Here is a 25,597-nt window from a genome sequence, read left to right as displayed (position 1 = left end):
CGATGGCATCGACTTTCAACACAAGGAAACACGATGTCCTCCGCCTATCTCCCCATCAATTTCGCCGACAAGCTGAGCCTGATCCACGACCAGTGGCAAGCGCGCGTGGTCGCCGAGATGAACGACTACCAGTTCAAGCTCGTGAAGATCGAAGGCGATTTCATCTGGCACGATCATGCCGAGACGGATGAGACGTTCATCGTGCTCGAAGGCGAGCTGCGCATCGACTTTCGCGACGGCGCGGTGAAGCTGTCAGCGGGCGACATGTTCGTCGTGCCGAAGGGCAAGGAACACAAGCCCTACGCAGAGAAAGAAGTGAAACTGCTGTTGATCGAGCCGCGCGGCGTGAAGAACATGGGAAGCGAAACCAGCGAGCGCACAGCCGCCAACGACGTCTGGATCTGAGCGGGCCGCGCCCTATTCCATCGTCCTGCCGAACACGACGCGCGCGAAGAAATTGCCGAGCACTTCTTCCGCGCGCTCGCCCGAAAAACGTTGAGGATCGACGGTAAAGAAAAACTGCATGCCGTCGCACAAACCCATCAGACCAAGCGCCAGCGTCTCGGCCGGTAACGGCAGCGGCGTGCCGACGCGCACCGAAAACTCCGTGATGTACACCGTGAGCTGCTCGAGCTTTTCATGCATGAACGCATTGAAACGCACGCGGAATCGCACATCGCGCGCGGCCAGCAACTTCGCTTCGACCCATAGCAGAAAGCACTTGTTCTCGCTTGGCATGCGGCTGTAGTAGCGCAGCACGCTCGCTTCCATATCTTCGCGCGTCGCGTTCTCTTCGAAGATGTTCTGCAGATCGGCCTGCATCGACTCGTGATCGCGCCGCAACAACTCCAGGAACAGTTCGGGCTTGCTGCGGAAGTTCGAATAGAACGCGCCGCGCGTGTAACCCGCCGCCTCCGCGATGTCTTCGACGCTCGCCGCGACGAATCCCTTCTTCATGAAAATGGCCTGCGCAGCATCGAGCAGACGCAGGCGCGTCTGGTCTTTGCTCTGTTCGCGTGTGAGTCGTTTGCGTTTCATATTTAACAGTCTAGCATCGTTCCCCAACAAGATTCAGTTTTGCATTCAGATACATGAGTGTATTAGAATGCAATTCACCATCTGAAGCAATGAGCCGCGTTGCGACGCGAAACGAAATGCTCGCGGCCCGCTTCGCTGCACGCCGTCGGTAGCCTCTGGCTTGCCGTATCCGTTTGCATCTCAGCCTGGGGGCATCGTGAATCGTTCCCGTCGTGGCGCGCCATCCATCGCGCGCAAGCAGTCCCGCCTGTCCGCCTCTGCTCCGTTGTTTCGCCATACCTCGCTCGGCGTGCTCGTCCTCGTGGGCGCGCTGACACTCGCTGCGTGTCACAACAAGGAAGCCGCTGCACCCGCGCCACGGCCCGTCGTCGCCGTCGCCGTGCATGCCGACGGCCTGCCGCTCGCCGCGTCGCTGCCGGGCGAAGTGCAGGCGCGCTATTCGACGCCGCTGTCGTTCCGTATCGCCGGCAAGATCATCGAGCGGCGCGTGCGGCTGGGTGACGTCGTGCAGAACGGCCAGGTCGTCGCGCGGCTCGATCCCGCCGACGCGCAGAAGAACGCCGCCAGCGCCGCCGCGCAACTCGAAGCCGCGCAGCACCGGCTCGTCTATGCGAAGCAGCAGCTCGACCGGGACCGCGCGCAGGCGCACGAGAACCTGATCGCGCAGACGCAGCTGGAGCAGACGGAAGACGCGTATGCGTCGGCCGCCGCGCAACGCGATCAGGCGCAGCAACAGGCCGCGCTGGCCAAAGACCAGCTTCAGTACACAACCCTCACCGCCGATCACGCGGGCGTCATCACGGCCGAACAGGCGGATACGGGGCAGAACGTGTCGGCGGGACAGGCCGTCTACAACCTCGCGTGGTCGGGCGATGTGGACGTGGTCTGCGACGTGCCCGAAGGCGCGCTCGCATCGCTGCGCGTCGGCCAGATGGCAAGCGTCAAGCTCGGCGCGCTGCCCGGCCGCACGTTCAATGCGCGCGTGCGCGAACTGTCGCCCGCCGCCGATCCGCAAAGCCGCACCTATCGCGCGAAGCTCACGCTCGACCAACCGGGCCCCGACGTACGCCTCGGCATGACAGCCGACATCGACTTCACGCACGACAACGCCGCTGCGCATGCAAGCCTGTACACATTGCCCGCCACGGCGCTCTTTCACGACGGCACGCAACCCGCTGTCTGGATCGTGAAAGGCGGCAGCGATCAACTCGAACTGCGTCGCGTGCAGGTCGCGCATTACGCCGAACGGACCGTCGCGATCTCGCAAGGGCTGAACGAAGGCGAGCGTGTCATATGGCAAGGCGTGCATACGGTCACCGCGGGCGAGAAAGTCCGCGTCGTGCCGCCGTTGCATCCCGAGGATTTCGCGTCATGAGCGCAGTACACGACGAAGAAGGACGCTTCAACCTGTCCGCCTGGGCGCTGCGTCATCAGGCGCTGGTGGTGTTTCTGATCACGCTGGCGACGGCGTTCGGCATCCTCGCCTATACGAAGCTCGCGCAATCCGAAGACCCGCCGTTCACGTTCCGCGTAATGGTGATCCGCACCTTCTGGCCCGGCGCGACCGCGCGCCAGGTGCAGGAAGAAGTCACCGACCGTATCGGCCGCAAGTTGCAGGAAACGCCCGCCATCGATTTTCTGCGCAGCTACTCGCGCCCCGGCGAATCGCTGATCTTCTTCACGATGAAGGACTCGGCACCCGTCAAGGACGTGCCGGAAACCTGGTATCAGGTGCGCAAGAAGGTCGGTGATATCGCGCAGACGCTACCGCAAGGCATTCGGGGGCCGTTCTTCAACGACGAGTTCGGCGACGTCTACACGAACATCTACACACTCGAAGGCGACGGCTTTTCTTCAGCGCAATTGCACGACTACGCAGACGAATTGCGCACGGTGCTGTTGCGCGTACCGGGCGTCGGCAAGGTCGACTATTTCGGCGATCCCGACCAGCACATCTATGTCGAGATTACGAATACGCAGCTGACGCGCCTGGGCATTTCGCCGAATCAACTCGCACAGGCGATCAACTCGCAGAACAGTGTCTCGCCGTCCGGCACGCTGACGACCTATGACGACCGCGTGTTCGTGCGTCCCACAGGACAATTCAAAGACCTGAACGCGCTCGCCGACACGCTGATCCGCATCAACGGCCGCTCGTTCCGGCTCGGCGATATCGCGACCATCAAACGCGGCTACGACGATCCGCCCGTCACGCAGATGCGTTTCCAGGGCAAGCCCGTGCTTGGCATCGGTGTGACGATGCAGACGGGCGGTGACGTGATCCAGCTCGGCAAGTCGCTCGACGAGAGGATGAAGGAGTTGCAGGCGCATCTGCCCGCGGGGCTGAAGCTGGTCGAAGTATCGAGCATGCCGCACGCGGTCGCGCGTTCCGTCGACGACTTCCTCGAAGCTGTCGCGGAAGCGGTGGCGATCGTGCTGGTGGTGAGTCTCGTGTCGCTCGGCGTGCGCACGGGGATGGTGGTCGTGATCTCGATTCCCGTCGTGCTCGCCGTCACGGCGCTGTGCATGTACCTGTTCGATATCGGGCTGCACAAGGTGTCGCTGGGTACGCTGGTGCTCGCGCTCGGTCTGCTCGTCGACGACGCGATCATCGCCGTCGAAATGATGGCCGTGAAACTCGAACAGGGCTGGAACCGCACACGCGCCGCCGCTTACGCCTATACGAGCACGGCGTTCCCGATGCTGACGGGCACGCTCGTCACCGTGTCCGGCTTTCTGCCCATCGCGCTCGCCAAGTCGAGCACGGGCGAATACACGCGCTCGATTTTCGAAGTGTCGGCGATTGCGCTGATCGCGTCGTGGCTCGCGGCCGTCGTGCTGATTCCGATGCTCGGCTATCACCTGTTGCCCGAGCGCAAACGGCAGGCGCACGAACCCGAGGATCACGAGCACGACATCTATGAAACGCGTTTCTATCGGCGTTTGACGGGCTGGATCACGTGGTGCATCGAGCGGCGTTTCGTCGTGCTCGCGATTACCGTGATTCTGTTCGTCGTGTCGCTAGCGGGATTTGCGCTCGTGCCACAGCAGTTCTTCCCGAGTTCCGACCGGCCCGAACTGCTCGTCGATGTGCGACTGCTCGAAGGCGCCTCGTTCCAGGCGACCTTGCGCCAGGCGCAGCGCATCGAAAAAGCCCTTGAAGGCCGGCCCGAAATCGATCATTCGGTGAACTTCGTCGGCTCGGGCGCACCGCGTTTCTATCTCCCCCTCGACCAGCAATTGCAGCAGCCGAACTTCGCGCAGTTCGTGATCACCGCGAAGTCCGTCGAAGATCGCGAGAAGCTCGCGCGTTGGCTCGAACCGAAACTGCGCAGCGACTTCCCTGCGATCCGCACGCGTCTGTCGCGCCTCGAAAACGGGCCGCCTGTCGGTTATCCCGTGCAGTTCCGCGTGAGCGGCGACGACATCGCCACGGTGCGCTCGATTGCCGAAAAAGTGGCCGCGACGATGCGCGGGAATCCGGGCACGGCGAACGTGCAGTTCGACTGGGACGAGCCCGCCGAGCGCTCGGTGCGCTTTGAGGTCGACCAGAAGAAGGCGCGAGAACTGGGCGTGACGTCAGCGGACGTATCGAGCTTTCTGGCGATGACGCTGTCGGGCTACACGGTCACGCAGTACCGCGAGCGCGACAAACTGATCAGCGTCGATCTGCGCGCGCCGAAGAACGAGCGCGTCGACCCGTCGCAACTGCTGACGCTCGCGATGCCCACACCCAACGGCTCAGTGCCGCTCGGCGCGCTCGGGCGCATGCGCGACGACCTCGAATACGGCGTGATCTGGGAACGCGACCGCCAACCGACGATCACCGTGCAGTCCGACGTGCGCGGCAACGCGCAAGGTATCGACGTCACGCATGCCGTCGACAAACAGCTCGCGCAGATTCGTTCGACGCTGCCTGTGGGCTACCGGATCGAGATCGGCGGCTCGGTCGAGGAAAGCGCGAAGGGACAGACGTCGATCAATGCGCAGATGCCGATCATGATCATCGCCGTGCTGGTGTTGCTGATGATCCAGTTGCAGAGCTTCGCGCGCGTGCTGATGGTCGTGTTGACTGCGCCGCTCGGCCTGATCGGCGTGGTCGCGACCTTGCTGCTGTTCGGCAAGCCGTTCGGCTTCGTCGCGATGCTCGGCGTGATTGCGATGTTCGGCATCATCATGCGCAACTCGGTGATTCTCGTCGATCAGATCGAACAGGATATCGCGCAGGGGCACAAGCGCTTCGATGCGATCGTCGGCGCGACGGTGCGGCGTTTCCGGCCCATCACATTGACGGCGGCGGCCGCCGTGCTCGCGCTGATTCCGCTGTTGCGCTCCAACTTCTTCGGCCCGATGGCGACGGCGCTGATGGGCGGCATCACGAGCGCGACGGTGCTCACGCTGTTCTATCTGCCCGCGCTGTATGCCGCGTGGTTCCGCGTGCGCGGCGACGAGCGCGATCCGCGCCCCGCACCGTCCGACCATTCGGGGAACTGACATGAGCCCTGTTTCGATGACCCGTACGTCTTTTGCCGTCGCCGTTTCTTGCGTGATCGCAGCGGCCTGTTCGTTCGGCCCGAACGGCAATCCGCCCGCGATGCCAGAACCCGCGCACTACGGCGCCGATCCGCAACCGGTGCAAACCGTTCCCGCGCAGGGCGTCACGCAGCAGTTCGTGGTTGGCGCGAAGGCGGTGCCGCAATGGTGGCGCACGTTCGAATCGGATCAACTGAACGCGCTCGTCGACGAAGGCCTGCGCAACAGCCCGACGCTCGACGCCGCCGACAAGAGTCTCAAGGCCGCGCGCGAGCAGTTGCGCGCGCAGATCGGCAGCAACATGTTGCCGACCATCGACGCCGGCGGCCAGGCGGCTCGCCAGCGCGCGCTCGCGATTCCCGTGATCGGGCCGAACACGTTTCTGTACAACACGTTCGTCGGGCAGTTGCAGGCGCAGTACACGTTCGACATTTTCGGCGCATCGCGGCTCGCGAATGCGGCGCTGGCGTCGCGTGTGAACGTGCAGGCGTATCAGTTCGATGCGGCGCGGCGCGCGCTTGCTGCGAACATCGTGGCCGCGGCGATTTCGGCGGCGATGCTCGACGCGCAGGTGCAGACCACCGAGCGGCTCGTCGCGCTCTCCAACGACCAGGCAAGCGACACGCAGCGCCGCTACGATCTCGGCGCGGTGTCGCACAGCGATCTGCTGAGCGCGCAGCAGAGCGCGGCGTCGCTTGCCGCGAGTCTGCCGCCGGCGCGCCAGCAGTTGCTGACGACGCGGCATGCGCTTGCCGTGCTGCTGGGACGTACGCCGGACGAGGCGCCACCTGCGCTCGATCTTGCATCACTGCATGTGCCGGAACAGGTGCCCGTCTCCGTGCCATCCGATCTGCTAAAGGCACGCCCCGATATTCAGGCCGCCGATGCGACGCTCAAGGCCGCTGCCGCCGATGTCGGTGTCGCGACTGCGCAGATGTTTCCGAGCTTGACGCTGAGCGCATCGATGGGACAAGGCGGGTTTAGCTGGCCAGTTGCGCTGTCGGGCGCGGGAGCGATCTGGAGCATCGGCGCATCGCTCACGCAGCCGATCTTTCATGGCGGTGCGCTGTTTGCGCAGCGGCGCGCGGCTGTTGCTTCGTATGAAGCTGCGACGTCGCAGTACAAGCAGACCGTGCTGGCCGCGTTCCAGAATGTCGCGGATACGCTCGCCGCGCTCGAGCACGATGCGCAATCGCTCGATGCCGCGAATGTTGCTGCTCGGGCGGCGCAAAGGTCGTTTGAGGAGACGGCGGCGCGGTATCGGCTGGGGGCCGTGCCTGTCACGGCGTCGCGGGCGAGCGAGCAGCAGTATCGCAATGCGCGGCTCGATGAGATTCGGTTTACGGGGGCAAGGCTGAACGATACGGCAGCGTTGTTTCAGGCGATGGGGAATCCTCCGCCGGATGAGGTGGCTTCTTCGGCGCCTGTTGCGCGGTGATGGTGGATTTTGTTGTTATCAACAGTTTTTGTTCACAGGCTTGTTGATATCTTCTGGATAGGTGAGATAAGTCGTTGAGCGTGCATCGAAATATGCTTTTGGTGTGCGGTGGCGTCTGCGATGCGGTGTTTGCTGCGCAAGCGGTTTTGGTTGGTTTGGTTTGCTTCGCGCTGGCATCCGCGATTTGTTATCTAGCTTCACGCGTTGCCCCTGTGCGGGGCGGCACCTACTTTTCTTTGCCGCCGCAAAGAAAAGTAGGCAAAAGAAAGCGGCTAACACCGCCAACATTTCTTCTTGCCTGAGGGCCCCCAAAGGGTCTTACGCTTCACCCGGCAACGACTCTGTTGGCGCGTGTTGCCAACGCTTTGAATAAACGCCTCACCCGCTTCGAATGCATTTGCGCGGGCAAGCGGCTGCGAATGGTATGTGCCGCCCAGGTGGCAAACTGTGTGTAGGTTGTCGCAACATATAGCGTGGCGCTCTTACAGGCAGCCCTTTCAAGGTCTTTGCGCTGCAAACCTGGTAACCTGGCGAGATGTTAAGGAACGACGGGTACGAAGGGATGTTCGACGAGGTGATGAAGCGTTTCGAGCAGCAGGCACCGGTATGCGTGATGGCACGCCTGGCACTGCAGAGAGCCATCGCGCCGCAATGGATCGACGAGGTGTTCGCCGAGCACCGGCAGCGGCAATATCCACGTGAATTGCTGTTCTCGACGGTGGTTGAACTGATGACGCTGGTGTCGCTGGGACTGAGTCCGTCGCTGCACGCTGCAGCGACACAGACGAAGCCCCTGCCGGTGTCGCTGGCCGCGCTCTACGAGAAGGTCAACCGCACCGAACCCGCGATCCTGCGTGCCCTGGTACAGGGCAGCGCACAGCGTCTGGGGCCGGTGCTGGCGGCGTTGCCATGCCAGCCCAGCCTGCCCGGCTGGCGTGTGCGGGTGCTTGATGGCAATCACCTGCCGGCCAGTGAGAAACGGCTGGCGGCGTTGCGCGAGCAGCGTGGCGCGGCGTTGCCGGGGCACGCGCTGGTGGTCTACGAGCCGGATCTGGGTCTGGTCACAGATCTGGTCGCCATCGAGGATGCGCACGCGCAGGAGCGCTCGGCCATGGCCCCGCTGATTGAATGTGCCGGCGCGGGCGAATTGTGGCTGGCTGACCGGAACTTCTGCACCGGGACCATCCTGCAGGGCTGGCATCAGGCACAGGCCTGCTTCATCGTGCGCGAACACGGCCGCAACAGCCCGGCTCTTGCCAGCAGTGGGCCATGGGTGGACGGTGCACGTATCGAGACAGGTCAGGTGCGAGAGCAACGCATTGACCTGAAGGCTGGCTTCGTCTGGCGTCGCATCGAGCTGACGCTGGACAAGCCGACTGATGCAGGCGATACCGTGATTCTGTTGTGGAGCAACCTGCCTGCCGCGGTGGGCGCACACGAGATTGCCCGGCTGTACCGCAAGCGCTGGCGTATCGAGGGCATGTTCCAGCGACTCGAGTCGGTCCTGCACAGCGAGATCCGCACCTTGGGTCATCCACGTGCCGCGCTGCTGGGCTTTACCGTCGCGGTGCTGGCGTACAACGTGCTGGCCACGCTCAAGCGCAGTGTTGAAGCTGCGCATGCTGCCGCCGATGAAACAGGTGCAGCGCCGCCGGACGTCTCGACGTACTACCTCGCCGTGCAGATTCGCAGCCAGTATGAGGGCATGCTCATCGCGCTGCCGCCAAATGAATGGTCGCACTGGAGCGATGCCACGCCCGACGTGATTGCCGGCAAACTGCTCGAGCTGGCCCGCTGCGTCGACCCGATTCAGGTGCGCACACGCACGCGTGGCCCCAAGACCCGCAAACCCGCACCCTATGTCGAAGGTGCGGTAGCCCGCGCCCATCACAGTACCGCTCGCCTGCTTAAACGCGCCAAAGGCGGGACATCTTGATCAAGACCTTGAAAGGGCTGGCTCTTACAGGGTGGAACGCGGGCGCTATCGGTCCGGAGTGAGGCGTGTGGGGTACTACGGCCTACACACAGTTTGCCACCTGGGCGGCCGTGGAATGTCTGGCACGGCATGTGGCGACGCGGGTGTGTGAAGCGGGTGATGCGTCAGATCAGAGCGTTGGCAACAAGCATGAGTCACGTGGTTGCCGTGTGAAGTGTGGGACCGGCTGGGGGCCCTCAGGCAGGAACTAGCGCTGGCGGTGTGAGCCGCTTTCTTTTGCCTACTTTTCTTTGCGGCGGCAAAGAAAAGTAGGTGCCGCCCCGCACAGGGGCGACGCGTGAAGCTAGATAACAAATCGCGGATGCCAGCGCTAAGCAAAGCAAACCAACCAAACCGCCCGCGCACCGCAAACCAAACCCAACCCCAAACCCTTACGGCTTATTCGACTCAAACAAATCCATAATCTGCTTCTTCTCAGTCGAAGTGACATTCGGCGGCGGCGCTGGCGGCGTCATCCCCGCTGGCCCAACCGTGCCGACAGCATCCCCACCACTAGCGAGCGGATTCGCCGAATCCATCCCAATACTCGCGACAAACCCACTCCCCGGCGTCATATCCGCGTAGAACAACTCGCCATCGACGGAAGTGACACCCTGAGGCATCTCAGGCTCAACCTGCGGCACACCACGCAGCGCACGCTGCATATACTCGACCCAGATCGGCAACGCCAGTTGCGCACCAAATTCGCGGCTACCGAGCGACTTCGGCTGGTCATAACCCATCCACGCAACCGCCACGAGCGACTGCTGATAGCCGGCGAACCAGCCGTCCTTCGCATCGTTTGTCGTACCCGTCTTGCCTTGCAGGTCGTTACGATGCAGCACGTTCGTGCCCGCGCCCGTGCCCGCCGTCGCCACCGAATGCAGCAGGCTGTTCATGATGTACGCGTTGCGCGGCTCCAGCGTGCGCGGTGCATCCTTGCCCGCCGTCAGCGGCTGCGCACGTGACAGCGGCTGGCCGTGCGCGTCGTCGACTTCCCCAATCAGATACGGATTGATCCGATAGCCGCCGTTCGCGAACACGCTATACGCACCCGCCGATTGCAGCGGCGTCACCAGACCAGCGCCAAGCGCCATGGGCAGATACGGCGGCGTCTTGTCGGCATCGAAGCCGAAGCGCTGCGTGACGAAATCCTGCGCGTACTTCGTGCCGATATACGACAGGATGCGGATCGACACGAGGTTCTTCGACTTCTGCAGCGCGAGACGCATCGGCATCGGACCATCCGGCTGATCGTCGTCCTTCGGCTCCCACGCGTCGCCGCCCGGCGCGCTCGGCGGGAAGTACAGCGGCGCATCGTTGATGATCGTCGCCGGTCCGAGGCCCTTGTCGAGCGCCGCCGAATAGATGAACGGCTTGAAGCTCGAACCCGGCTGACGCCATGCCTGCGTCACGTGGTTGAACTTGTTCTTGTTGAAGTCGAAGCCGCCGACCAGCGCGCGGATCGCACCGTCCTGCGGCGTCATCGACACCAGCGCGCCCTCCACTTGCGGCAACTGCGTGATCTGCCAGTTGCCGTTCGCATCGGCGATCAGGCGCACGATCGAACCCGGCCGGATGCGTTGCGCCTGCGCCGCGCGCGCCGACAGCGCGCCCGCCGCGAAACGCAAGCCGTCGCCCGTCACGCTCGCCTGCGTGCCGTCGAGCAATTGCGCCTTCACTTCCTTCGGCGTCACCGACGTCACGACGGCCGCAATGATCTCGCCGTTGTCAGGGTGATCGTTCAGCGCGTCTTCGATGGCTTCGTCGCGCTCGTCGCCGGCAGCCGGCAACTCGACGAAACCTTCCGGTCCGCGATAGCCGTGACGGCGCTCGTAGTCCATCACGCCCTTGCGCACGGCAAGATAGGCGGCTTCCTGATCCGCGGAATCGATCGTCGTCGTGACGTTCAGACCGCGCGTGTAGGTCTCGTCCTTGTACTGCGCGTACATCATCTGGCGGACCATCTCCGCGATGTACTCGGCGTGCACGCTGTATTCGTTGCCCGCCGTCTTCGTGTGGATCTCTTCCTTGATGGCCTGGTTGTACTGGTCTTGCGTGATGTAGTTCAGATCGAGCATCCGCTTCAGGATGTACTCCTGGCGAATCTTCGCGCGCTTCGGATTGACGACCGGGTTGTACGCGGACGGCGCCTTCGGCAGCCCCGCGAGCATCGCTGCCTGAGCAAGCGTGATGTCCTTCAGATCCTTGCCGAAGTACACGCGCGCCGCGGCCGCGAAGCCATAGGCGCGCTCGCCCAGATAGATCTGGTTCATGTACAGCTCGAGAATCTGGTCTTTCGTGAGCGCGCGCTCGATCTTGTACGCGAGCAGCATTTCATAGATCTTGCGCGTGTACGTTTTCTCGCTCGACAGGAAGAAGTTGCGCGCGACCTGCATCGTGATCGTGCTCGCGCCCTGCGACGAGCCGCCATGCGCGAGGTCCGCGAAACCCGCACGCAGGATGCCGATGAAATCGACGCCGCCATGCTCGTAGAAGCGATAGTCCTCGATCGCGAGCACGGCCTTCTTCTGCACGTCGGGAATGTCCTGGAAGCGCACCAGACTGCGGCGCTCCTCGCCGAATTCGCCGATCAGCACGTGGTCCGCCGTATAGATGCGCAGCGGCACTTTCGGGCGGTAGTCGGTGAGCGCATCGAGCGACGGCAGTTGCGGCCCCATCACGACGAGCGCATAGCCGATGATCAGCGCGCCGACCACCGCGAGAGTCGCGAACAGTCCGGCGAACCACAACGCGATCGTGCCGCCTATCGAGCGACCCGAGCCGCCTGAACGGGCACCGCGCCCGCGCTCATCGCGATCGTCTTCTTCGCGCTGCGCGTAACGGTAATCGCGACTCGGGTTGTCGTTGCTGCCGAAAGAAGGCTCGCGGCCTGAATGCCCTGAGGAGCTGGAAGATTGCGGTCGTTTGATGATTGGCATGACTGGAATGATGGGCGCTACCTACACGCCGGAGTTGCACGCGCGGTGCGCCTGAATCGTGATCGTGGCGCCGCTCGCGCGACATAACGCGCGACTGCGGCCCCGTTGCGCGCCAGATCGGCGCCTTGCCGCCGATCCGACGGCAACCATGCAAGGACGCCCCGCGCGCAACGCATGACGACGGTTCCTACCCTTGGCGACTGCCACCGCGCGGCACCGGCTGTTTCACCCCGCCCCGGCCGGCCGTACGGCGCGCCCAGGCAGTGTCTGGCGCAACGTAACAGCGCATTTTAAAGAAATCAAGCGACGCGGAAGGTGATTTTTTTGTAAGAATTCCCTCACGATTGCGCCCCCAAGTAAGAAAAAACACCGTGCGGCGCCATGCGAGTCCGCCTGTGCCGCGCCGTGCGGTTATCAACAGATAATGTTCACAGCCCTGTGGACAATACACATGCAAACGTAGCAACTCATTGATGTGACAGCCATTTTACGGGCAGCCCGATTTACGCCCGCGCACAACCGCGCGCCGCGTTTTAGTCTTATGATGATTCGACGTGCGCCAAGCAGGATTCGCCGCCCTGCCCGGATTCCTCCGCAGTTCGACACCAACAAAGAACGCGAGCCGATCTATGAACAAGCCTAGCGAACGCATCGTCGTCTTCGTCAGCCCCGCCCAGAAACGCGCCATCTCCACGACGGCGGAGACCCTCGGCATCAGCGTCAGCGAGCTGATGCGGCGCGCAGTGCTGAGCTTCGGCGCGACCAGCGAACAGGTCAAGGCAGCGAGCATCGTCGACCGGTTGCGGGCGCCGCGCGAACCCGACGCGCTGAACGAAGCGCTGCAACGCGTCGCGCGCGCGAGCAAGCATCTGCGGCAAGCCACGCCGGCCGCGCTTCGATCGCCCGCAACGGGCAGCAAAAGCACGCCGACTGAAAACGATACCGTCTTCGCCGGCTCCGGAACGCCGCAAGAGCCGCTCGCCCCCATCGATCTCGCCACCCCCGTCGCCGCGCTCGCGACACCCGTCGCGTCCGTTGCGTCCGTTACGCTCGACAGCACCGACGACGCTGCCGCCGCTCAGGCTGCCGCACGCGTAACGGCCGCGAAAGCCGCCGCGCTCGCGTCGCACGATGCCGCCGATGCCGCTACCGACACGCGCGCGCCATCCAGCGCGCCCACACTGCTTCCGTCGAAGCGCAATGCCGCAAGCAAGCGTAAGCGGGCGCACGAAGACGGCGAACCGGGTATCGATCCCGCCGAAGGCAGCGGCCACTTCGCCTGAATTCGCGGCGCTAGATGGCACGGGTACGTCGTGCTCGCAGCACGCTGTATCGTCGGCTATCCGAAAGAATTCGATCACGCCATTTGACAAATCCGGGCGCTGATTCGTTCATCACGTTGCGTATGCGCGCGCACGCCGCAAAGATTGCGAAAGCATCGGCTGAAACGCGCAGGAAATCGCGTTTTAAGACCGTTTTAAGGGTACGCGTGGTGTAATATCCGCGAGCTGTTGAATAGCCGGTCATGCATCGAATGCACGGTGTTTGCGAAGCGTCAGCGGGTGCATCGCGGCAAGTTAAATATGCGTTCAGGTGTTGCATTCCGTGCGCGCGCCCCGATGTCAGGTCCGTCTGCTCCGCTGTCATGCAACAAGCGCGAAGAGGCGCTGTCTGATGGCATGGAGCATGACCCGCAGCATCGCGCAGGGCGGCGTAAACTATGTTCAGTCGACGTCGTTGCGCACAAGGTTCAATGCGCCGGGTATTCAGCGTCGATTTCAATCAATGGAGGTATTTCATGTCGCTTTTTGACAGCATCACGCGGACGGTCAAAGGTCTCCTGAACGATGCAGCCGACTCCGTGCAAGACCCGTCGCGTGATGCGCGCCAGATCGTGCGCGAACTCGACGAGAGCATCGCGAAAGCGGAGAACTCGCTGATCGAGATCCAGGCGCAGGTCGCCACGCAGCAAAGCAAGCGCGACGTGGCCGCCGACAAGGCGAAGAAGTACGAAGACGGCGCCAAACGCGCGCTGCAGTCGGGCGACGAAGCGCTCGCGCGCGAAGCGCTCGGCGCGCAGTCGACAGCGGAAGCCGAGCGCGATGCGCTCGCGAAGGAACTGTCCACGCTCGAGCCTTCCGTCGAACAGTTGAAGACGCAGATCGACGATATGCGTCAGCGCCGCAACGACCTGAACGCGCGCTCGAACATCCTGCAGGCCAAGCAGCAGATCGCGGAGGCCAAGGACACGGCGGCCACCGCGCTGGGCGGAATCGGCGGCAAGAATCTTGCTGAAGACTTTCAGAAGCTGGAGGACAAGGTCGCGCTGTCGACGGCACGTTCCGACGCGCGGCTGAACTCGGCCGACGTGAAGAGCGGCAAGGCGCTCGACGACAAGCTCGCGGACCTGAACCGCGGCCCGTCGATCGACGACCGTCTCGCCGCGCTGAAGAAGCAGCTGGACACGCCTGCGCAGTAAGCGCGCAATCAGCGCGCAACAGGCGATGTGCCGCGCGGCGCCGTGTACTACGACACGACGGCCGCGCGGCACGGCAACTCGATAGTCAAGGAGACGGGCGTCAATCCGCCCGGCCCGCATCATGAAAAAACTCCTCGCAGCAGCCAGTGTGTCCCTGACGCTTTCGCTGATGCTCGTGTCTGGCGCCGCCTTTGCGTTGCCGACGGCGACGCAGATCGAAACGACGATTCAACAGGGCGACTGGCAGAAAGCCGATTCGCAGTTGAACGAGGTGCTGAAGGCGCATCCCGACAGCGCCCGGGCGCACTATCTGTACGCACAGGTGCTCGATCGCGAAGGCCGCCCCGCCGACGCGCTCGCGCAGCTTCAACAGGCGAAGACGCTCGACCCGCAGGTTCGCTTCACCGACCCCGCCCGCTTCGCGCAGACGGAAGCGCGTCTGCGCTCGGACGCCGCGCGCGTGAGCGGCGGCGCCGGTGGCGTCACGCATCGCGCGAACAATCCGTTCGCGCAGCAGCAATCCGCGCCCGCCACGCCGTCGGCGTTCCAGCCGGCTCCCGAACGGCATGGTCCTTCGATGGGCATGTGGATCGGCATCGTCGTGCTGATCGGCGCGATCGTGTTGGTCCTGCGCTGGACGCTGCGCCGCGCGCGCTCGCAGGACGACACGCGCGCCACCGACGACCGTCGCGCGCAGCTCAAACGCGCAACCGATCTGCTCAACGACGTGCGCTCGCTGAAGCTCGACGTGAAGCTGTCGACGGCACCGGGACATGAAGCGCTCGAACGCGAAGTCGAAGGCGCGGAGACGCAACTGCGTCAGCTGGTCGAAGCGCTGTCGAATAGCAAGAAACCCGTGCCGCCGTATCAGATCGAAGACCTCGAACGGCAGGTCGCGAGCCTCAAGGCACGCGCCGAAGGCCGGCCCGATCCGAATGCGGCGCCTGCCGCATCGGCGGGCATGGGCGACTCTTCCTACGCGCGCGAAGCGGACCAGGCGTTCGGACGCAGCGGCCAGCAGCCAGGTTACCCGCCCGGTTATCCGCAAGCGCCCTACCCGTATCCGCCGCAGCAACAGCAGCCGCCCGTCATCGTGCAGCAAGGCGGCGGTTTTGGCGGCGGCATGGGTGGCTTGCTGACGGGCGTGCTGCTCGGCGAAGCGCTCAACTCAGGCCGTGACCGCGTGATCGAACGCGATGTGATCGTCGACGACGAATCGCGCAAGCGCGGCGGCAACGATGCCGGCTCGATCGACTTCGGCCAGGGCTCGAACGACTGGAGCGATGGCGGAGATGGTGGTGTCGATATGGGCAGCAACGACGATTCGGGCGGCTGGAACGACACCTGACCGATTCACCTCGTCCGTATGAAACGCGAAGGGCTCCTCACGGAGCCCTTTTCTCATTGCGCCTCATGCTGCGCGAGAACGACGGCGCCCGCGAACAGCCTGACGATGAAACGCTCCGCATAATCGATCAACGACTCACGCTGCGCGGCATTGCCGATGAATTCATGCGAAAGATGGAAAAGCTGCAACACGATCTGCGTGCAGATTTCCTCGACGGTCTCGCGCGGCAGCACGGGCATCAGATTCAACTGCACGACGTCCTCGGCCATTTCGGCCGACACCTCGTTCAGGTTCACTCGCACCGCCTCGCGCAACACCGGCGACGTGCCGTGATACTCGGCCAGCGCGCTCAGAAAGGCCTCGCGGTTTTCCAGCGTAAACGCAAAGAAAGCGACGCACGCGCGGCGCGGCACGCTATGCGGCTCGTCGTGCGCGGCTAGCCACCGTTCGCGCCGAAGCATCGGGCGCAGGCGCCGGCTGACCGATTCGACGGCTTCGCGCGCGAGATCGTCGAGCGTTTCGAAGTGCCGGTAGAACGTGTTGGGGTTGAGTTCCGCCTCGCGCGCGAGCTCGCGCAGGCCGAGGCTCGCAAAGCTGCGGCCGCCCGCTGTCAGGCGCAACGCGGCCTCGATCAGCTTGCGCTTGCCAGGAGCGAGTTCCAGTTCCGATGCGGATTGCATGAGCTTCCGTTTAACGACGCATGACGGCCAATGCAATGTCATGGCCTTGGAGCCAGCACTGTACAACGATCTTGACGCGCTGTGTACAGTTGTCTACCCTGCGCTTTAACCGTCGTAGACGGATGTAGACAAATCAATTTCTATCCTATTCGCCATCGGAGAGTTTGCAGACTTCGACGATGCGCTGGAGCGTTGAACCCATGCCTTCACCCCATCGTTCTGAGATGCGTATCGCGATTATCGGAAGCGGCTTCTCGGGCATCGGCATGGCGATCCGGCTCAAGCGCATGGGATTTACCTCGTTCACGATCTACGAAGCGGCGGCCGACCTGGGCGGTACGTGGCGCGACAACACGTATCCCGGCGCTGCATGCGATGTACCGTCGCATCTGTACTCGTTTTCATTCGAAGCGAACCCGTCGTGGTCACGCGCGTTCAGTCATCAACACGAGATCCTTGCGTATCTGAAGCATTGTGCACGCAAGTATCAGGTGGACAGCGCGATGCAGTTCAATGCGCGCGTAACGGCCGCGCGTTTCGATGAGGCGCGGCTCGTCTGGCGGCTCGATATCGCGCGCAATGGCGTGCATGAAACCGTCGAGGCCGATGCAGTGATCTCTGCGATCGGGCTGTTGTCGCGACCGGCGATTCCGCGGATCGACGGACTCGACACGTTCGGGGGCAAGATATTTCACTCGGCGCGCTGGGACCACGACTATCCGCTCGAAGGCAAACGGGTCGCCGTCATCGGCACCGGCGCCAGCGCGATCCAGTTCATCCCGCGAATCCAGCCACGCGTCGCGCAGATGCTGCTCTTCCAGCGTACCGCGCCGTGGATCATGCCCAAGCCCGACAAGCCCGTCAGCGAACGCGCGCGCTGGCTCTTCACACACCTGCCCTTCACGCAACGCTGCGTGCGCAGCGCGATCTACTGGCAGATGGAATCGCGCGGCCTCGGATTTTTCGTCAATCCGCAGCTGGTGAACCCGGCGATGAAATTCGCACGCAGCTATCTCGAACGGCGGGTGAAAGACCCTGCATTGCGCGCCAAGCTGACACCGGACTACAGGCTGGGATGCAAACGCGTGCTGCTATCGAGCGACTACTATCCGGCACTCGGCCAACCGAATGTCGACGTGGTGACGACACCGATCCGCACCATCGTGCATGACGGCATCGTGACGGCCGACGGCGCGCATCATCCTGTCGATGCGATCATCTTCGGCACCGGATTTCAGGTGAACGACGTCGGCGCGCCATTTGACGTGACGGGACTCGGCGGCGCCGATCTCGGTGCGCTCTGGCTGCGCGACGGACCCGAAGCGTATCTCGGCACGAGCATCGCGGACTTTCCGAATTTCTTCATGATGGCCGGACCCAACACGGCCCTTGGGCACAACTCGATGATCTACATGATCGAGTCACAGGTGCAATACATTGCCGATTGCCTGCGCGAACTGCACCGTCGCGGCGCCCGCACGATGAATCTTCGTGCTGACGTACAGCGCGCATTCAATGCGAGCCTGCAACGCGACATGCAGCGAACTGTCTGGGCGAGCGGCTGCCACAGCTGGTATCAGACGAAGAGCGGCAAGATCACGGCAATCTGGCCGCGCTTCACATTCAATTTCCGTCGGCGCACACGTCGCGTGCGCAGTGCCGAATACGTGTATTCAGATCAGGAGCGTGAGTAATTCAGACAGTCCCGCTGTCGCCTCGGTCGCTCGCTGCCCGCCTCGGCATCACGAGCGTCCCGCGAGATGAACTGAAGCGCCATTACACGCAAGCCGGTTCCCGATTCGGGCAAATCATGAGCGCTCGCTCAGTTCCCTACCGGACGCACTCCGTTGCAGGTCTAGCGGTTGTCCTCTGCATATCCGACATATACGCGCGTCTCATACGCGAACTCGACCGTACCACCTTGCGCGGTACGATCGAACAGTTCACGCAGCGCCGTCAGCATCGGTTGATGATTCGGATGCCCGGCCTTCGGCGCATAAGACGATGACATCAGCCGCCCTTGCACGCCTTCGAAGTCGAGCCGCTGTGCGTTCGCGAAGCGCGCTTTGTGAGCAAGCCTGTCACCGAACCAGACAGCCATTGATTCGTCATCCGCATAGCGTTCGGCCACAGCCTGGTAGTCGACGCTGAAATATTGCAACAGCGCTTCGTAGCCTGCAAGAAAAGGCGTCGCGTCGAGTAGCCGGCTATTCCAGATCAACGCGATCAGCCCACGCGGCTTCAGGATGCGCGCGAATTCGCGTCGCGCTGTCGCGGGATCGAACCAGTGAAACGCCTGTGCCGCGATGACGAGATCGACACTTGCGCCGTCCAATGTAGTCGACTCGGCCGTCCCCGCGACGCTCGTGAAGCCCGCGTACCCGTCAAGCCATGCGTCGGCGGCTGCGCGCATTGCCTGATTTGGCTCGACGGCGACGACCGTGTGCCCGGCATCGAGCAGGAGCTTCGACGAAATGCCCGTGCCCGCGCCGATGTCGGCAACCCGTGCGCCGTCGGCGAGCCCGCATGTCGCGTGCAGGAAGGTCACAACTTCACGCGGATAGCCCGGCCGGTATTTGACGTAGTCGGTCACGCGGTCGGTGAAGCGCTCGGTGGAATCGTCGGTCATCGGTGGTGGTTTACCGGGATGAAATGGATTTCAGCTTACTGCAGTTCATCCTGCAACGCGTGACAGTGCATCACATTCTGTTTCAGGTTCAGCCGCCGCCCAGCAGACGCAGTAGGCCCCACAGGAACTTGCAGACCATGACGATCAGTTCCCATAGATACCACAGCTGTTCCCAGCCCGAGACGCGCGCGAAGGATTCAATCATTAGTCTGGTTGGCGGATTCGACGGACATGCGGCACGGCTTGCGCGCGGACACCGGCGATCGTACCCGATTCGACTTCGGGATAGTCCCTATCAAGCAGTTCGGTAAGGGGCCGTTGAGAAACCGTAAGCGTGTAAGACGAAGTGCAATTCATGTGCCGCAGTTCATCTGCCGGATTGCGATCAGTGCGTGTCGCCCTGCTCGCCACATGAACTCTCACACATTAAACGGATACCAGGTCGGCGGGCGCCAGCGCCGCGCCGTTCAGGAGACTTGACCATGACGGGCTTTTTCAATCGCCGCCGGCGCCACAGCGGCGGCACCTTATCCGTTGTCGGCGACATCGCCGCGCAGGCGGGGAAGCTCGGCATCGAGATCTGCGACGTCTCCGGTCATATCGAAGAAGTCGCCACCCGCGTCGATCGGCAGGCCGACGTATGCCAGACACTGCGCCAGTCGGCGGCGGCGACGCTCGCCGGCAATCACCGCATCGCCGCTGCGGCCCGCGAAATGCGCACGGTAACGGCGCAGGCAGCGGGTGACGTCGAGACCTCGCAGCAGACGCTCGAAGCGTCGCTGTCGGATATTCATGGACTGGTGGAAGGCGTGACGGTGATCGAGAGCCAGATCGGCGCGTTGCGCGCAGCGCTGTCGCACGTGAGCAGCGTGTCGGAGGAGATATCGCTGATCGCGCGCCAGACGCATCTGCTCGCGCTGAATGCCGCGATCGAGGCCGCGCGTGCGGGCGAATTCGGCAAGAGTTTTGCGGCGGTCGCCGCCGAGGTGAAGACGCTGTCGGCGAAAACCGCGCAGGCAACGGGTCAGATAGAAACGACGCTCGCGCAACTCACCGAGCAGACCGAGCGCCTGATTACCGAAGGCGCCGAGAACACGGCCCGCGCACAGCGGGTGCGCGAAGGCACGCGGATGATCGGTGACGTCGTGCATTCGACGGGTCACGCGATCATGCAATTGAATGCAGAGGCAAACCAGATCGCGACGCTGTCCGGTGAAATCGAAGAGCAATGCAATGCATTCGAGTCGCAGGTGCTCGATATTGCCACCGACGTCGAACATTCCGGCGAAAACTTCGTGCAGGCAAAGAACCGGCTCGGCAATCTGCTCGGCGTATCGGAAAACCTGATCGAACTGACGGCTGCCACGGGCATCGCAACGGCGGACACACCGTTCATCGAAGCCGTCGAACAGGCTGCCGCGAAAGTCGGCAAGCTGTTCGAAGCGGCCGTCGCGCGGGGCGAACTGTCGATGAACGACCTGTTCGACGATCGCTACGTACCCGTACCGGGTACGAATCCGCAGCAGTTCACGACGCGCTTTACCGACCTCACCGACCGCGTCCTGCCGTTGATCCAGGAACCCATGCTCGAACTCGATCCGCGCGTCGCGTTCTGCGCAGCCGTCGACACACGCGGCTACCTGCCCACCCACAATCTCAAGTTCTCACAGCCGCAGCGTGGCGACCCCGTCTGGAATGCCGCGAACTGCCGCAACCGGCGGATATTCAACGACCGCACCGGCCTCGCTGCCGGGACCAGTACGAAACGCTTCCTGCTGCAAACCTATCGGCGCGACATGGGCGGCGGCGAATATGCACTGATGAAGGACGCGTCAGCGCCGATTTTCGTGAACGGCAGGCATTGGGGCGGATTGCGGATCGGATATCGAATCTGAGGGCGGGAATCGCGCTCACGCCCGCTGATGAAGACTCGCTTTGCCGGCGCCCACACAGGCGCCGGCAAAGGATATGAAACGACGACGATGAACTAGACAGCCATCGCCAGGCGCCGCTTCTCGGCGCGCTGCATGAAGTGATTGGCCACCACGACACCGACGGTGACGACTGCAATGAACAACGTCGCCAGTGCGTTCATCTCCGGGTTCAACCCCAGGCGCACGCGCGAGAACACCACCAGCGGCAGCGTCGTCGAGCCCGGCCCCGACAGGAACGCGGACAGCACCAGATCGTCGATCGACAGCGTGAACGACAGCAGCCAGCCGGCAATCAATGCCTGTGAGATCAGCGGCAGCGTGATGAAGAAAAATACACGCAACGGCGTGGCGCCGAGATCCAGTGCCGCTTCCTCGAGCGACGGATGCAGGTCACGCACACGCGACTGCACAATAATCGCCACGTAGGAAATGCACAGCATGACGTGACCGATCCAGATCGTGAAGATACCGCGACCCGCCGGCCACCCAGCCACTTGCCCATTTCGATGAACAGCAGCAGCAGCGAAATGCCCTGGATCACTTCCGGGATCACGAGCGGCGCATTGATCATCCCCGTGTACAGCGTGAAGCCCCGAAAACGCCCCATGCGCGCGAGCACGAAACCCGCCCACGTGCCGATGATCACCGACGCGAACGCTGTCAGCAACGCCACCCGCAGCGACAGCCACGCGGCATTGATCAGCTCCTCGTCCTGCAACAGCGCGGCGTACCAGCGCGTCGAGAAACGCGTCCACACCGTCACGAGCTGCGATTCGTTGAACGAATACACGACGAGGCTGATGATCGGCACGTACAGGAACGCGAAGCCGATCGCGAGCGCGATGAACTGCAATAGACGATTTGGCTTCATCAGCGCTTCTCCTCCAGTGCCTTCGCCTGCGAATACTGGAAAAGCGCCATCGGCACGAGCAGCAGCAGCACCATCGCGCAGGTGACGGCGGATGCCATCGGCCAGTCGGCGTTATCGAAGAACTCATTCCACATCACGCGGCCGATCATCAGCGTGTTCGCGCCGCCGAGCAGTTCAGGAATCACGTACTCGCCCACGGCCGGAATGAACACCAGCAGACAGCCCGCGATGATGCCGTTCTTCGACAGCGGCAGCGTGATCTGCCAGAACGCCCGCCACGGCTTCGCGCCGAGGTCGTATGCGGCCTCTAGCAGCGTCAGGTCCATCTTCACGAGATGCGCGTAGAGCGGCATCACGAGGAACGGCAGGTACGAATAGACCATGCCGATATAGACGGCCGTGTTCGTGTGATACAGCTCGATGGGCGAATGAATCAGCCCGATCGACATCAGGAAGTTGTTCAGCAGCCCGTTGTTCTTCAGGATGCCGATCCACGCATAGACGCGAATCAGGAACGACGTCCAGAACGGCAGCATCACCGCCATCATCAGGATGTTGCGCGTGGCGGGATTCGAGCGCGCGATGTAGTACGCCATCGGATAACCGAGCAGCAGGCACAGCAGCGTCGAGATCGCCGCGACGACCACCGAGTTCACATACGTCGCGAAGTACAGGCTGTCCTGCAACAGGAACGCGTAGTGCGACAGGTCGAGCGCGATGTGAATCACGCCGTCCTTGATGGTCGTCAGTTCCGTGTACGGCGGAATGCCGAGCTGCAGGTCCGCGAAGCTGATCTTGACGACCAGCAGGAACGGCACGAGGAAGAACAGCAGCAGCCAGATGAACGGCCCCGCGACGACGGCCGTGCGCCCCGTCAGATTGAAGCGGCGCACGGGCCACCGCATGAACGAATGCAGCGCGCTTTTCATGATGTCAGCACCACGCCCGCCGATGCACTCCAGCGCACGTACACTTCATCGCCCCACGTCGGCGTTTCGATTTCCGACAACGCGAGACTCGACACGTTCGCGATCACAGTCTTGCCCGCGTCGAGCTTCACGTGATACAGCGAGTAGCCGCCCATGTACGCGATGTTCGTGACGACGCCCTTGCCCCAGTTGAACGCGCCTTCAGGCGGCTTGCGCGTGAGCGCGATGCGCTCCGGGCGCACCGAAATCGTCACGGGCATGCCGAGCGGTCCCGTGATGCCATGGCTCACATACAGGCGCACGGGCAGATCGGGGGTTTCGATGTAAACGTGATCCGGCTCGTCCTCGACGACATTGCCGTCGAACAGATTCGTCGAGCCGATGAACTCCGCCGAGAAGCGGCTGTTCGGATACTCGTAGACTTCGTTCGGCGTGCCGAGCTGCACGATCTCGCCTTCGCTCATCACGGCGAGCCGGCCTGCCATCGTCATCGCCTCTTCCTGATCGTGCGTGACCATGATGCAGGTGACGCCGACCTTGTCGAGAATATTGACGAGCTCGATCTGGGTACGCTGGCGGATCTGCTTGTCGAGCGCGGACATCGGCTCGTCGAGCAGCAGCAGCTTCGGACGCTTGACCAGCGAGCGCGCGAGCGCGACGCGCTGCTGCTGGCCGCCCGACAGCTGATGCGGCTTGCGCTTCGCGAAGCGCGCCATCTGCACGAGCTCGAGCGCGGACTGCACGCGCTCCTTCAGCTCGGCCTTCGACACGCCTTCCTGCTTGAGGCCGAACGCGACATTCGATTCGACCGTCATGTGCGGAAAGAGCGCGTACGACTGGAACATCATGTTGACGGGACGCCGGTACGGCGGCATCTGCGCGAGGTCTTCGCCGTCGATCAAAATCTTGCCCGACGTGACTGTTTCCAGCCCCGCGAGCATGCGCAAGAGCGTCGACTTGCCGCAACCGGAACTGCCGAGCAACGCGAACAGCTCGCCCTTCTTCACCGACAGGTTGACGCCCTTGACCGCGACCGTCTCGCCGAATTTCTTCACGACGTCGACGATCTGCACGAAATTGTCCGCTGCGTCCTGCGCAGCGGCGTAATTGCCCGAGGACGACACGCCGGCCCCTGCCAGCACGTTCGACTGGTCACTCATGATCTGCTGCTTCTCTCCCTGCATTTGACGAACAAAGCCCCCGGCTGGATACCGAGGGCTTCATGATGATGCTTTCCTGCACTATCGTCTGGCTCAGACTGGCTCTGTTGCGAGGTCAGCGGCCGGACTTGAACTCGGTCCACAGCCGCGTCTGCAGACGCTGGATTTCAGGCGGCAGCGGCTTCAACAGGAACAGCGTCTTGACGACGTCCGCGGGCGGATAGACGGCGGGATCGTTCGCGACATCCTTGTCGACGTACTTGCGCGCTTCCGTATTCGCGCTCGGATAGTAGACGGCATTCGTGATGGCCGCGTGGACCTGAGGCGTCTCGATGTAGTTGATCCACTCCATCGCGGCTTCCTTGTTCTTCGCGTCCTTCGGAATCGCCATCACGTCGAACCACACGGGCGCGCCGCCCTTCGGAATGTAATAGTCGATCTTGTACGGCTTCTTCGCTTCCGCCGCGCGATGCTTCGCGATCACGACATCGCCCGACCAGCCGTAGGCGAAGCAGATGTCGCCGCCGACCATGTCGTTGATGTAGCCCGACGAGTTGAACTGCGTGATGTACGGACGGATCTTCTTCATCATCGCGAGCGCCTCGCGATAGTCGGCCGGGTTCGTGCTCATCGGATCCTTACCGATGTAATGCAACGCGGCCGCGAACATCTGGTCCGGCGCGTCGAGCACGGAGACGCCGCACGCCTTCAGCTTCGAGATGTTTTCCGGCTTGAACAGGATGTCCCAGTTGTCGAGCGCGACGCCCTTGCCGAGAATCTGCTGCGCCTTCGTGACGTTGTAGCCGAGTCCCGTCGTGCCGTATGCCCAGGGCACCGAGAACTTGTTGCCCGGGTCCGCGCCCGCGACGAGCGCCATCAGCGCCGGATCGAGATACTTGAGGTTCGGGATCTTCGACTTGTCGAGCGGCGCGAAGATGCCCGCTGCGATCTGCTTGCCCGCGTAGTTGCTGGTCGGCACGACGATGTCGTAGCCCGAATTGCCCGTCAGCAGTTTGGCCTGCAGCGTGTCGTCGCTATCGTAGTTGTCGTACTTGACCTGCACACCCGTCTGCTTGGTGAAGTTCGGAATCGTGTCCTTGGCGATGTAGTCCGACCAGTTGTACACATTCAGTTGTGTATCTTTTGCCGCCGCCGACATGAAAGGCGTCGCGCACAGTACCAGCGCAGCCAGTTGGCCCACCACCCGTTTGTTCATTCCGTTCTCCGTTCTGACCGGCGCGAAACCGGTCGCTGACCCCGCTTCAAACCGCTGTGCACTACCCGCGGCCACCCTTGAAAAACCCGAAAACTACCATCAATCGATGCCCGATTCAAAAAAAACCGCCAGATGTCGCGCAAAGGGTACAGCGCGGCGCTCCGTGGCCCGGTTCCGCCTTACAGGAGGATTCCATGCGACTCCGGAATCGAGCCTGTCATCGGCGGCCTGTCGAGGCTAAACAGCGGCACTCCGTCCCGCCGACATGCATTGGGTCGGCACGGCCGGCACGCCGCTGCAAAATTGGCCGCAATTTTATCGGGTTATCGCGTCCTGTCCACCCGAAAAAAACCTTGCTTCCTGCATCGCGACGTCCTGTGCTGTGCGGGTCCGCTGAAGCGGATTGCATCCCGCCCCAAACCATC

General features: G+C 62.9%; 17 protein-coding genes and 1 pseudogene. 10 read left to right on the top strand and 8 right to left on the bottom strand.

What is annotated here, in order from left to right; translation table 11 throughout:
* Nucleotides 1-33 precede the first annotated feature (33 nt).
* Nucleotides 34-405, top strand: a complete 372-nt coding sequence (locus tag H1204_RS07975; RefSeq protein WP_180730675.1) for a cupin domain-containing protein — start codon at nt 34-36, stop codon at nt 403-405.
* A gap of 12 nt (nt 406-417) precedes the next feature.
* Here H1204_RS07975 and H1204_RS07970 read toward each other — a convergent pair whose 3' ends face one another.
* The gene (locus H1204_RS07970) at nt 418-1,038 is read right to left on the bottom strand and encodes a TetR/AcrR family transcriptional regulator (protein ID WP_180730674.1); all 621 of its coding nucleotides are present in this window, start codon (nt 1,036-1,038) and stop codon (nt 418-420) included.
* Between the two features lie 265 nt (nt 1,039-1,303).
* On the opposite strand from H1204_RS07970, the gene H1204_RS07965 reads away from it, so the two are divergent.
* The 4 genes from H1204_RS07965 (at nt 1,304) to H1204_RS07950 (ending at nt 8,945) form a co-directional block, all read left to right on the top strand.
* A complete protein-coding gene (locus H1204_RS07965) occupies nt 1,304-2,413 on the top strand; it encodes an efflux RND transporter periplasmic adaptor subunit (protein WP_243468609.1) in 1,110 nt (369 codons plus the stop codon).
* Complete coding sequence (locus H1204_RS07960; protein WP_180730673.1) at nt 2,410-5,532, top strand: efflux RND transporter permease subunit; 3,123 nt, start codon at nt 2,410-2,412, stop codon at nt 5,530-5,532. The genes H1204_RS07965 and H1204_RS07960 overlap by 4 nt, the downstream gene beginning before the upstream one ends.
* A gap of 1 nt (nt 5,533) precedes the next feature.
* Entirely contained in the window at nt 5,534-7,009 is a 1,476-nt protein-coding gene (locus H1204_RS07955; RefSeq protein WP_180730672.1) for an efflux transporter outer membrane subunit, read from the top strand.
* A 613-nt stretch (nt 7,010-7,622) separates the two neighbouring features.
* Nucleotides 7,623-8,945: an IS4 family transposase gene (locus H1204_RS07950; RefSeq protein WP_180730901.1), complete on the top strand. Its 1,323-nt coding sequence runs from the start codon at nt 7,623-7,625 to the stop codon at nt 8,943-8,945.
* 431 nt (nt 8,946-9,376) lie between these two features.
* Here the strand turns inward: H1204_RS07950 and H1204_RS07945 are convergent, their stop codons facing one another.
* A complete protein-coding gene (locus H1204_RS07945; RefSeq protein WP_180730671.1) occupies nt 9,377-11,926 on the bottom strand; it encodes a penicillin-binding protein 1A in 2,550 nt (849 codons plus the stop codon).
* Between the two features lie 629 nt (nt 11,927-12,555).
* Between H1204_RS07945 and H1204_RS07940 the strand changes: the two genes are divergently transcribed.
* The 3 genes from H1204_RS07940 to H1204_RS07930 all read left to right on the top strand — a co-directional run bounded on the left by H1204_RS07940 (nt 12,556) and on the right by H1204_RS07930 (nt 15,753).
* Nucleotides 12,556-13,209 carry a hypothetical protein gene (locus tag H1204_RS07940; RefSeq protein ID WP_180730670.1) on the top strand — a complete coding sequence of 218 codons (654 nt, stop codon included), beginning with the start codon at nt 12,556-12,558 and terminating at the stop codon, nt 13,207-13,209.
* Nucleotides 13,210-13,724: 515 nt separating this feature from the next.
* Nucleotides 13,725-14,405, top strand: a complete 681-nt coding sequence (locus H1204_RS07935) for a PspA/IM30 family protein (protein ID WP_180730669.1) — start codon at nt 13,725-13,727, stop codon at nt 14,403-14,405.
* Between the two features lie 121 nt (nt 14,406-14,526).
* Entirely contained in the window at nt 14,527-15,753 is a 1,227-nt protein-coding gene (locus tag H1204_RS07930; protein WP_180730668.1) for a tetratricopeptide repeat protein, read from the top strand.
* A 53-nt stretch (nt 15,754-15,806) separates the two neighbouring features.
* Here H1204_RS07930 and H1204_RS07925 read toward each other — a convergent pair whose 3' ends face one another.
* Entirely contained in the window at nt 15,807-16,433 is a 627-nt protein-coding gene (locus H1204_RS07925) for a TetR family transcriptional regulator (protein WP_180730667.1), read from the bottom strand.
* 200 nt (nt 16,434-16,633) lie between these two features.
* Between H1204_RS07925 and H1204_RS07920 the strand changes: the two genes are divergently transcribed.
* Nucleotides 16,634-18,127: an NAD(P)/FAD-dependent oxidoreductase gene (locus H1204_RS07920; protein ID WP_180730666.1), complete on the top strand. Its 1,494-nt coding sequence runs from the start codon at nt 16,634-16,636 to the stop codon at nt 18,125-18,127.
* A 161-nt stretch (nt 18,128-18,288) separates the two neighbouring features.
* Here H1204_RS07920 and H1204_RS07915 read toward each other — a convergent pair whose 3' ends face one another.
* Nucleotides 18,289-19,062: a class I SAM-dependent methyltransferase gene (locus tag H1204_RS07915; protein ID WP_180730665.1), complete on the bottom strand. Its 774-nt coding sequence runs from the start codon at nt 19,060-19,062 to the stop codon at nt 18,289-18,291.
* 482 nt (nt 19,063-19,544) lie between these two features.
* Between H1204_RS07915 and H1204_RS07910 the strand changes: the two genes are divergently transcribed.
* On the top strand, nt 19,545-20,957 hold the full coding sequence (locus H1204_RS07910) for a methyl-accepting chemotaxis protein (protein ID WP_180730664.1): 1,413 nt from the start codon (nt 19,545-19,547) through the stop codon (nt 20,955-20,957).
* Between the two features lie 92 nt (nt 20,958-21,049).
* Here the strand turns inward: H1204_RS07910 and H1204_RS07905 are convergent.
* From H1204_RS07905 to H1204_RS07890, 4 genes and pseudogenes are all read right to left on the bottom strand, one after another.
* Nucleotides 21,050-21,867, bottom strand: a pseudogene (locus tag H1204_RS07905) (ABC transporter permease subunit).
* On the bottom strand, nt 21,867-22,796 hold the full coding sequence (locus tag H1204_RS07900) for an ABC transporter permease subunit (RefSeq protein ID WP_180730663.1): 930 nt from the start codon (nt 22,794-22,796) through the stop codon (nt 21,867-21,869). Before H1204_RS07900 ends, H1204_RS07905 begins: the two are co-directional and overlap by 1 nt.
* On the bottom strand, nt 22,793-23,956 hold the full coding sequence (potA, locus tag H1204_RS07895; protein ID WP_180730662.1) for a polyamine ABC transporter ATP-binding protein: 1,164 nt from the start codon (nt 23,954-23,956) through the stop codon (nt 22,793-22,795). The genes H1204_RS07900 and potA overlap by 4 nt, the downstream gene beginning before the upstream one ends.
* A 115-nt stretch (nt 23,957-24,071) precedes the next feature.
* Nucleotides 24,072-25,172, bottom strand: a complete 1,101-nt coding sequence (locus tag H1204_RS07890; protein WP_180730661.1) for a polyamine ABC transporter substrate-binding protein — start codon at nt 25,170-25,172, stop codon at nt 24,072-24,074.
* Between the last annotated feature and the right edge of the window lie 425 nt (nt 25,173-25,597).

This window comes from Paraburkholderia sp. PGU19, from assembly GCF_013426915.1.
Taxonomy (GTDB): Bacteria; Pseudomonadota; Gammaproteobacteria; order Burkholderiales; family Burkholderiaceae; genus Paraburkholderia.
Note: the sequence above shows the minus strand (reverse complement) of the source record. Positions and strands in the feature narration are given on the sequence as shown.

Excerpts from the sequence above, each read along its gene's own strand:
- H1204_RS07975 (WP_180730675.1), top strand. The coding sequence starts at position 34 with ATGTCCTCCGCCTATCTCCCCATCAATTTCGCCGACAAGCTGAGCCTG.
- H1204_RS07970 (WP_180730674.1), bottom strand. The coding sequence starts at position 1,038 with ATGAAACGCAAACGACTCACACGCGAACAGAGCAAAGACCAGACGCGC.
- H1204_RS07960 (WP_180730673.1), top strand. The coding sequence starts at position 2,410 with ATGAGCGCAGTACACGACGAAGAAGGACGCTTCAACCTGTCCGCCTGG.
- H1204_RS07955 (WP_180730672.1), top strand. The coding sequence starts at position 5,534 with ATGAGCCCTGTTTCGATGACCCGTACGTCTTTTGCCGTCGCCGTTTCT.
- H1204_RS07950 (WP_180730901.1), top strand. The coding sequence starts at position 7,623 with ATGGCACGCCTGGCACTGCAGAGAGCCATCGCGCCGCAATGGATCGAC.
- H1204_RS07945 (WP_180730671.1), bottom strand. The coding sequence starts at position 11,926 with ATGCCAATCATCAAACGACCGCAATCTTCCAGCTCCTCAGGGCATTCA.
- H1204_RS07940 (WP_180730670.1), top strand. The coding sequence starts at position 12,556 with ATGAACAAGCCTAGCGAACGCATCGTCGTCTTCGTCAGCCCCGCCCAG.
- H1204_RS07935 (WP_180730669.1), top strand. The coding sequence starts at position 13,725 with ATGTCGCTTTTTGACAGCATCACGCGGACGGTCAAAGGTCTCCTGAAC.
- H1204_RS07930 (WP_180730668.1), top strand. The coding sequence starts at position 14,527 with ATGAAAAAACTCCTCGCAGCAGCCAGTGTGTCCCTGACGCTTTCGCTG.
- H1204_RS07925 (WP_180730667.1), bottom strand. The coding sequence starts at position 16,433 with ATGCAATCCGCATCGGAACTGGAACTCGCTCCTGGCAAGCGCAAGCTG.
- H1204_RS07920 (WP_180730666.1), top strand. The coding sequence starts at position 16,634 with ATGCCTTCACCCCATCGTTCTGAGATGCGTATCGCGATTATCGGAAGC.
- H1204_RS07915 (WP_180730665.1), bottom strand. The coding sequence starts at position 19,062 with ATGACCGACGATTCCACCGAGCGCTTCACCGACCGCGTGACCGACTAC.
- H1204_RS07910 (WP_180730664.1), top strand. The coding sequence starts at position 19,545 with ATGACGGGCTTTTTCAATCGCCGCCGGCGCCACAGCGGCGGCACCTTA.
- H1204_RS07900 (WP_180730663.1), bottom strand. The coding sequence starts at position 22,796 with ATGAAAAGCGCGCTGCATTCGTTCATGCGGTGGCCCGTGCGCCGCTTC.
- potA (WP_180730662.1), bottom strand. The coding sequence starts at position 23,956 with ATGAGTGACCAGTCGAACGTGCTGGCAGGGGCCGGCGTGTCGTCCTCG.
- H1204_RS07890 (WP_180730661.1), bottom strand. The coding sequence starts at position 25,172 with ATGAACAAACGGGTGGTGGGCCAACTGGCTGCGCTGGTACTGTGCGCG.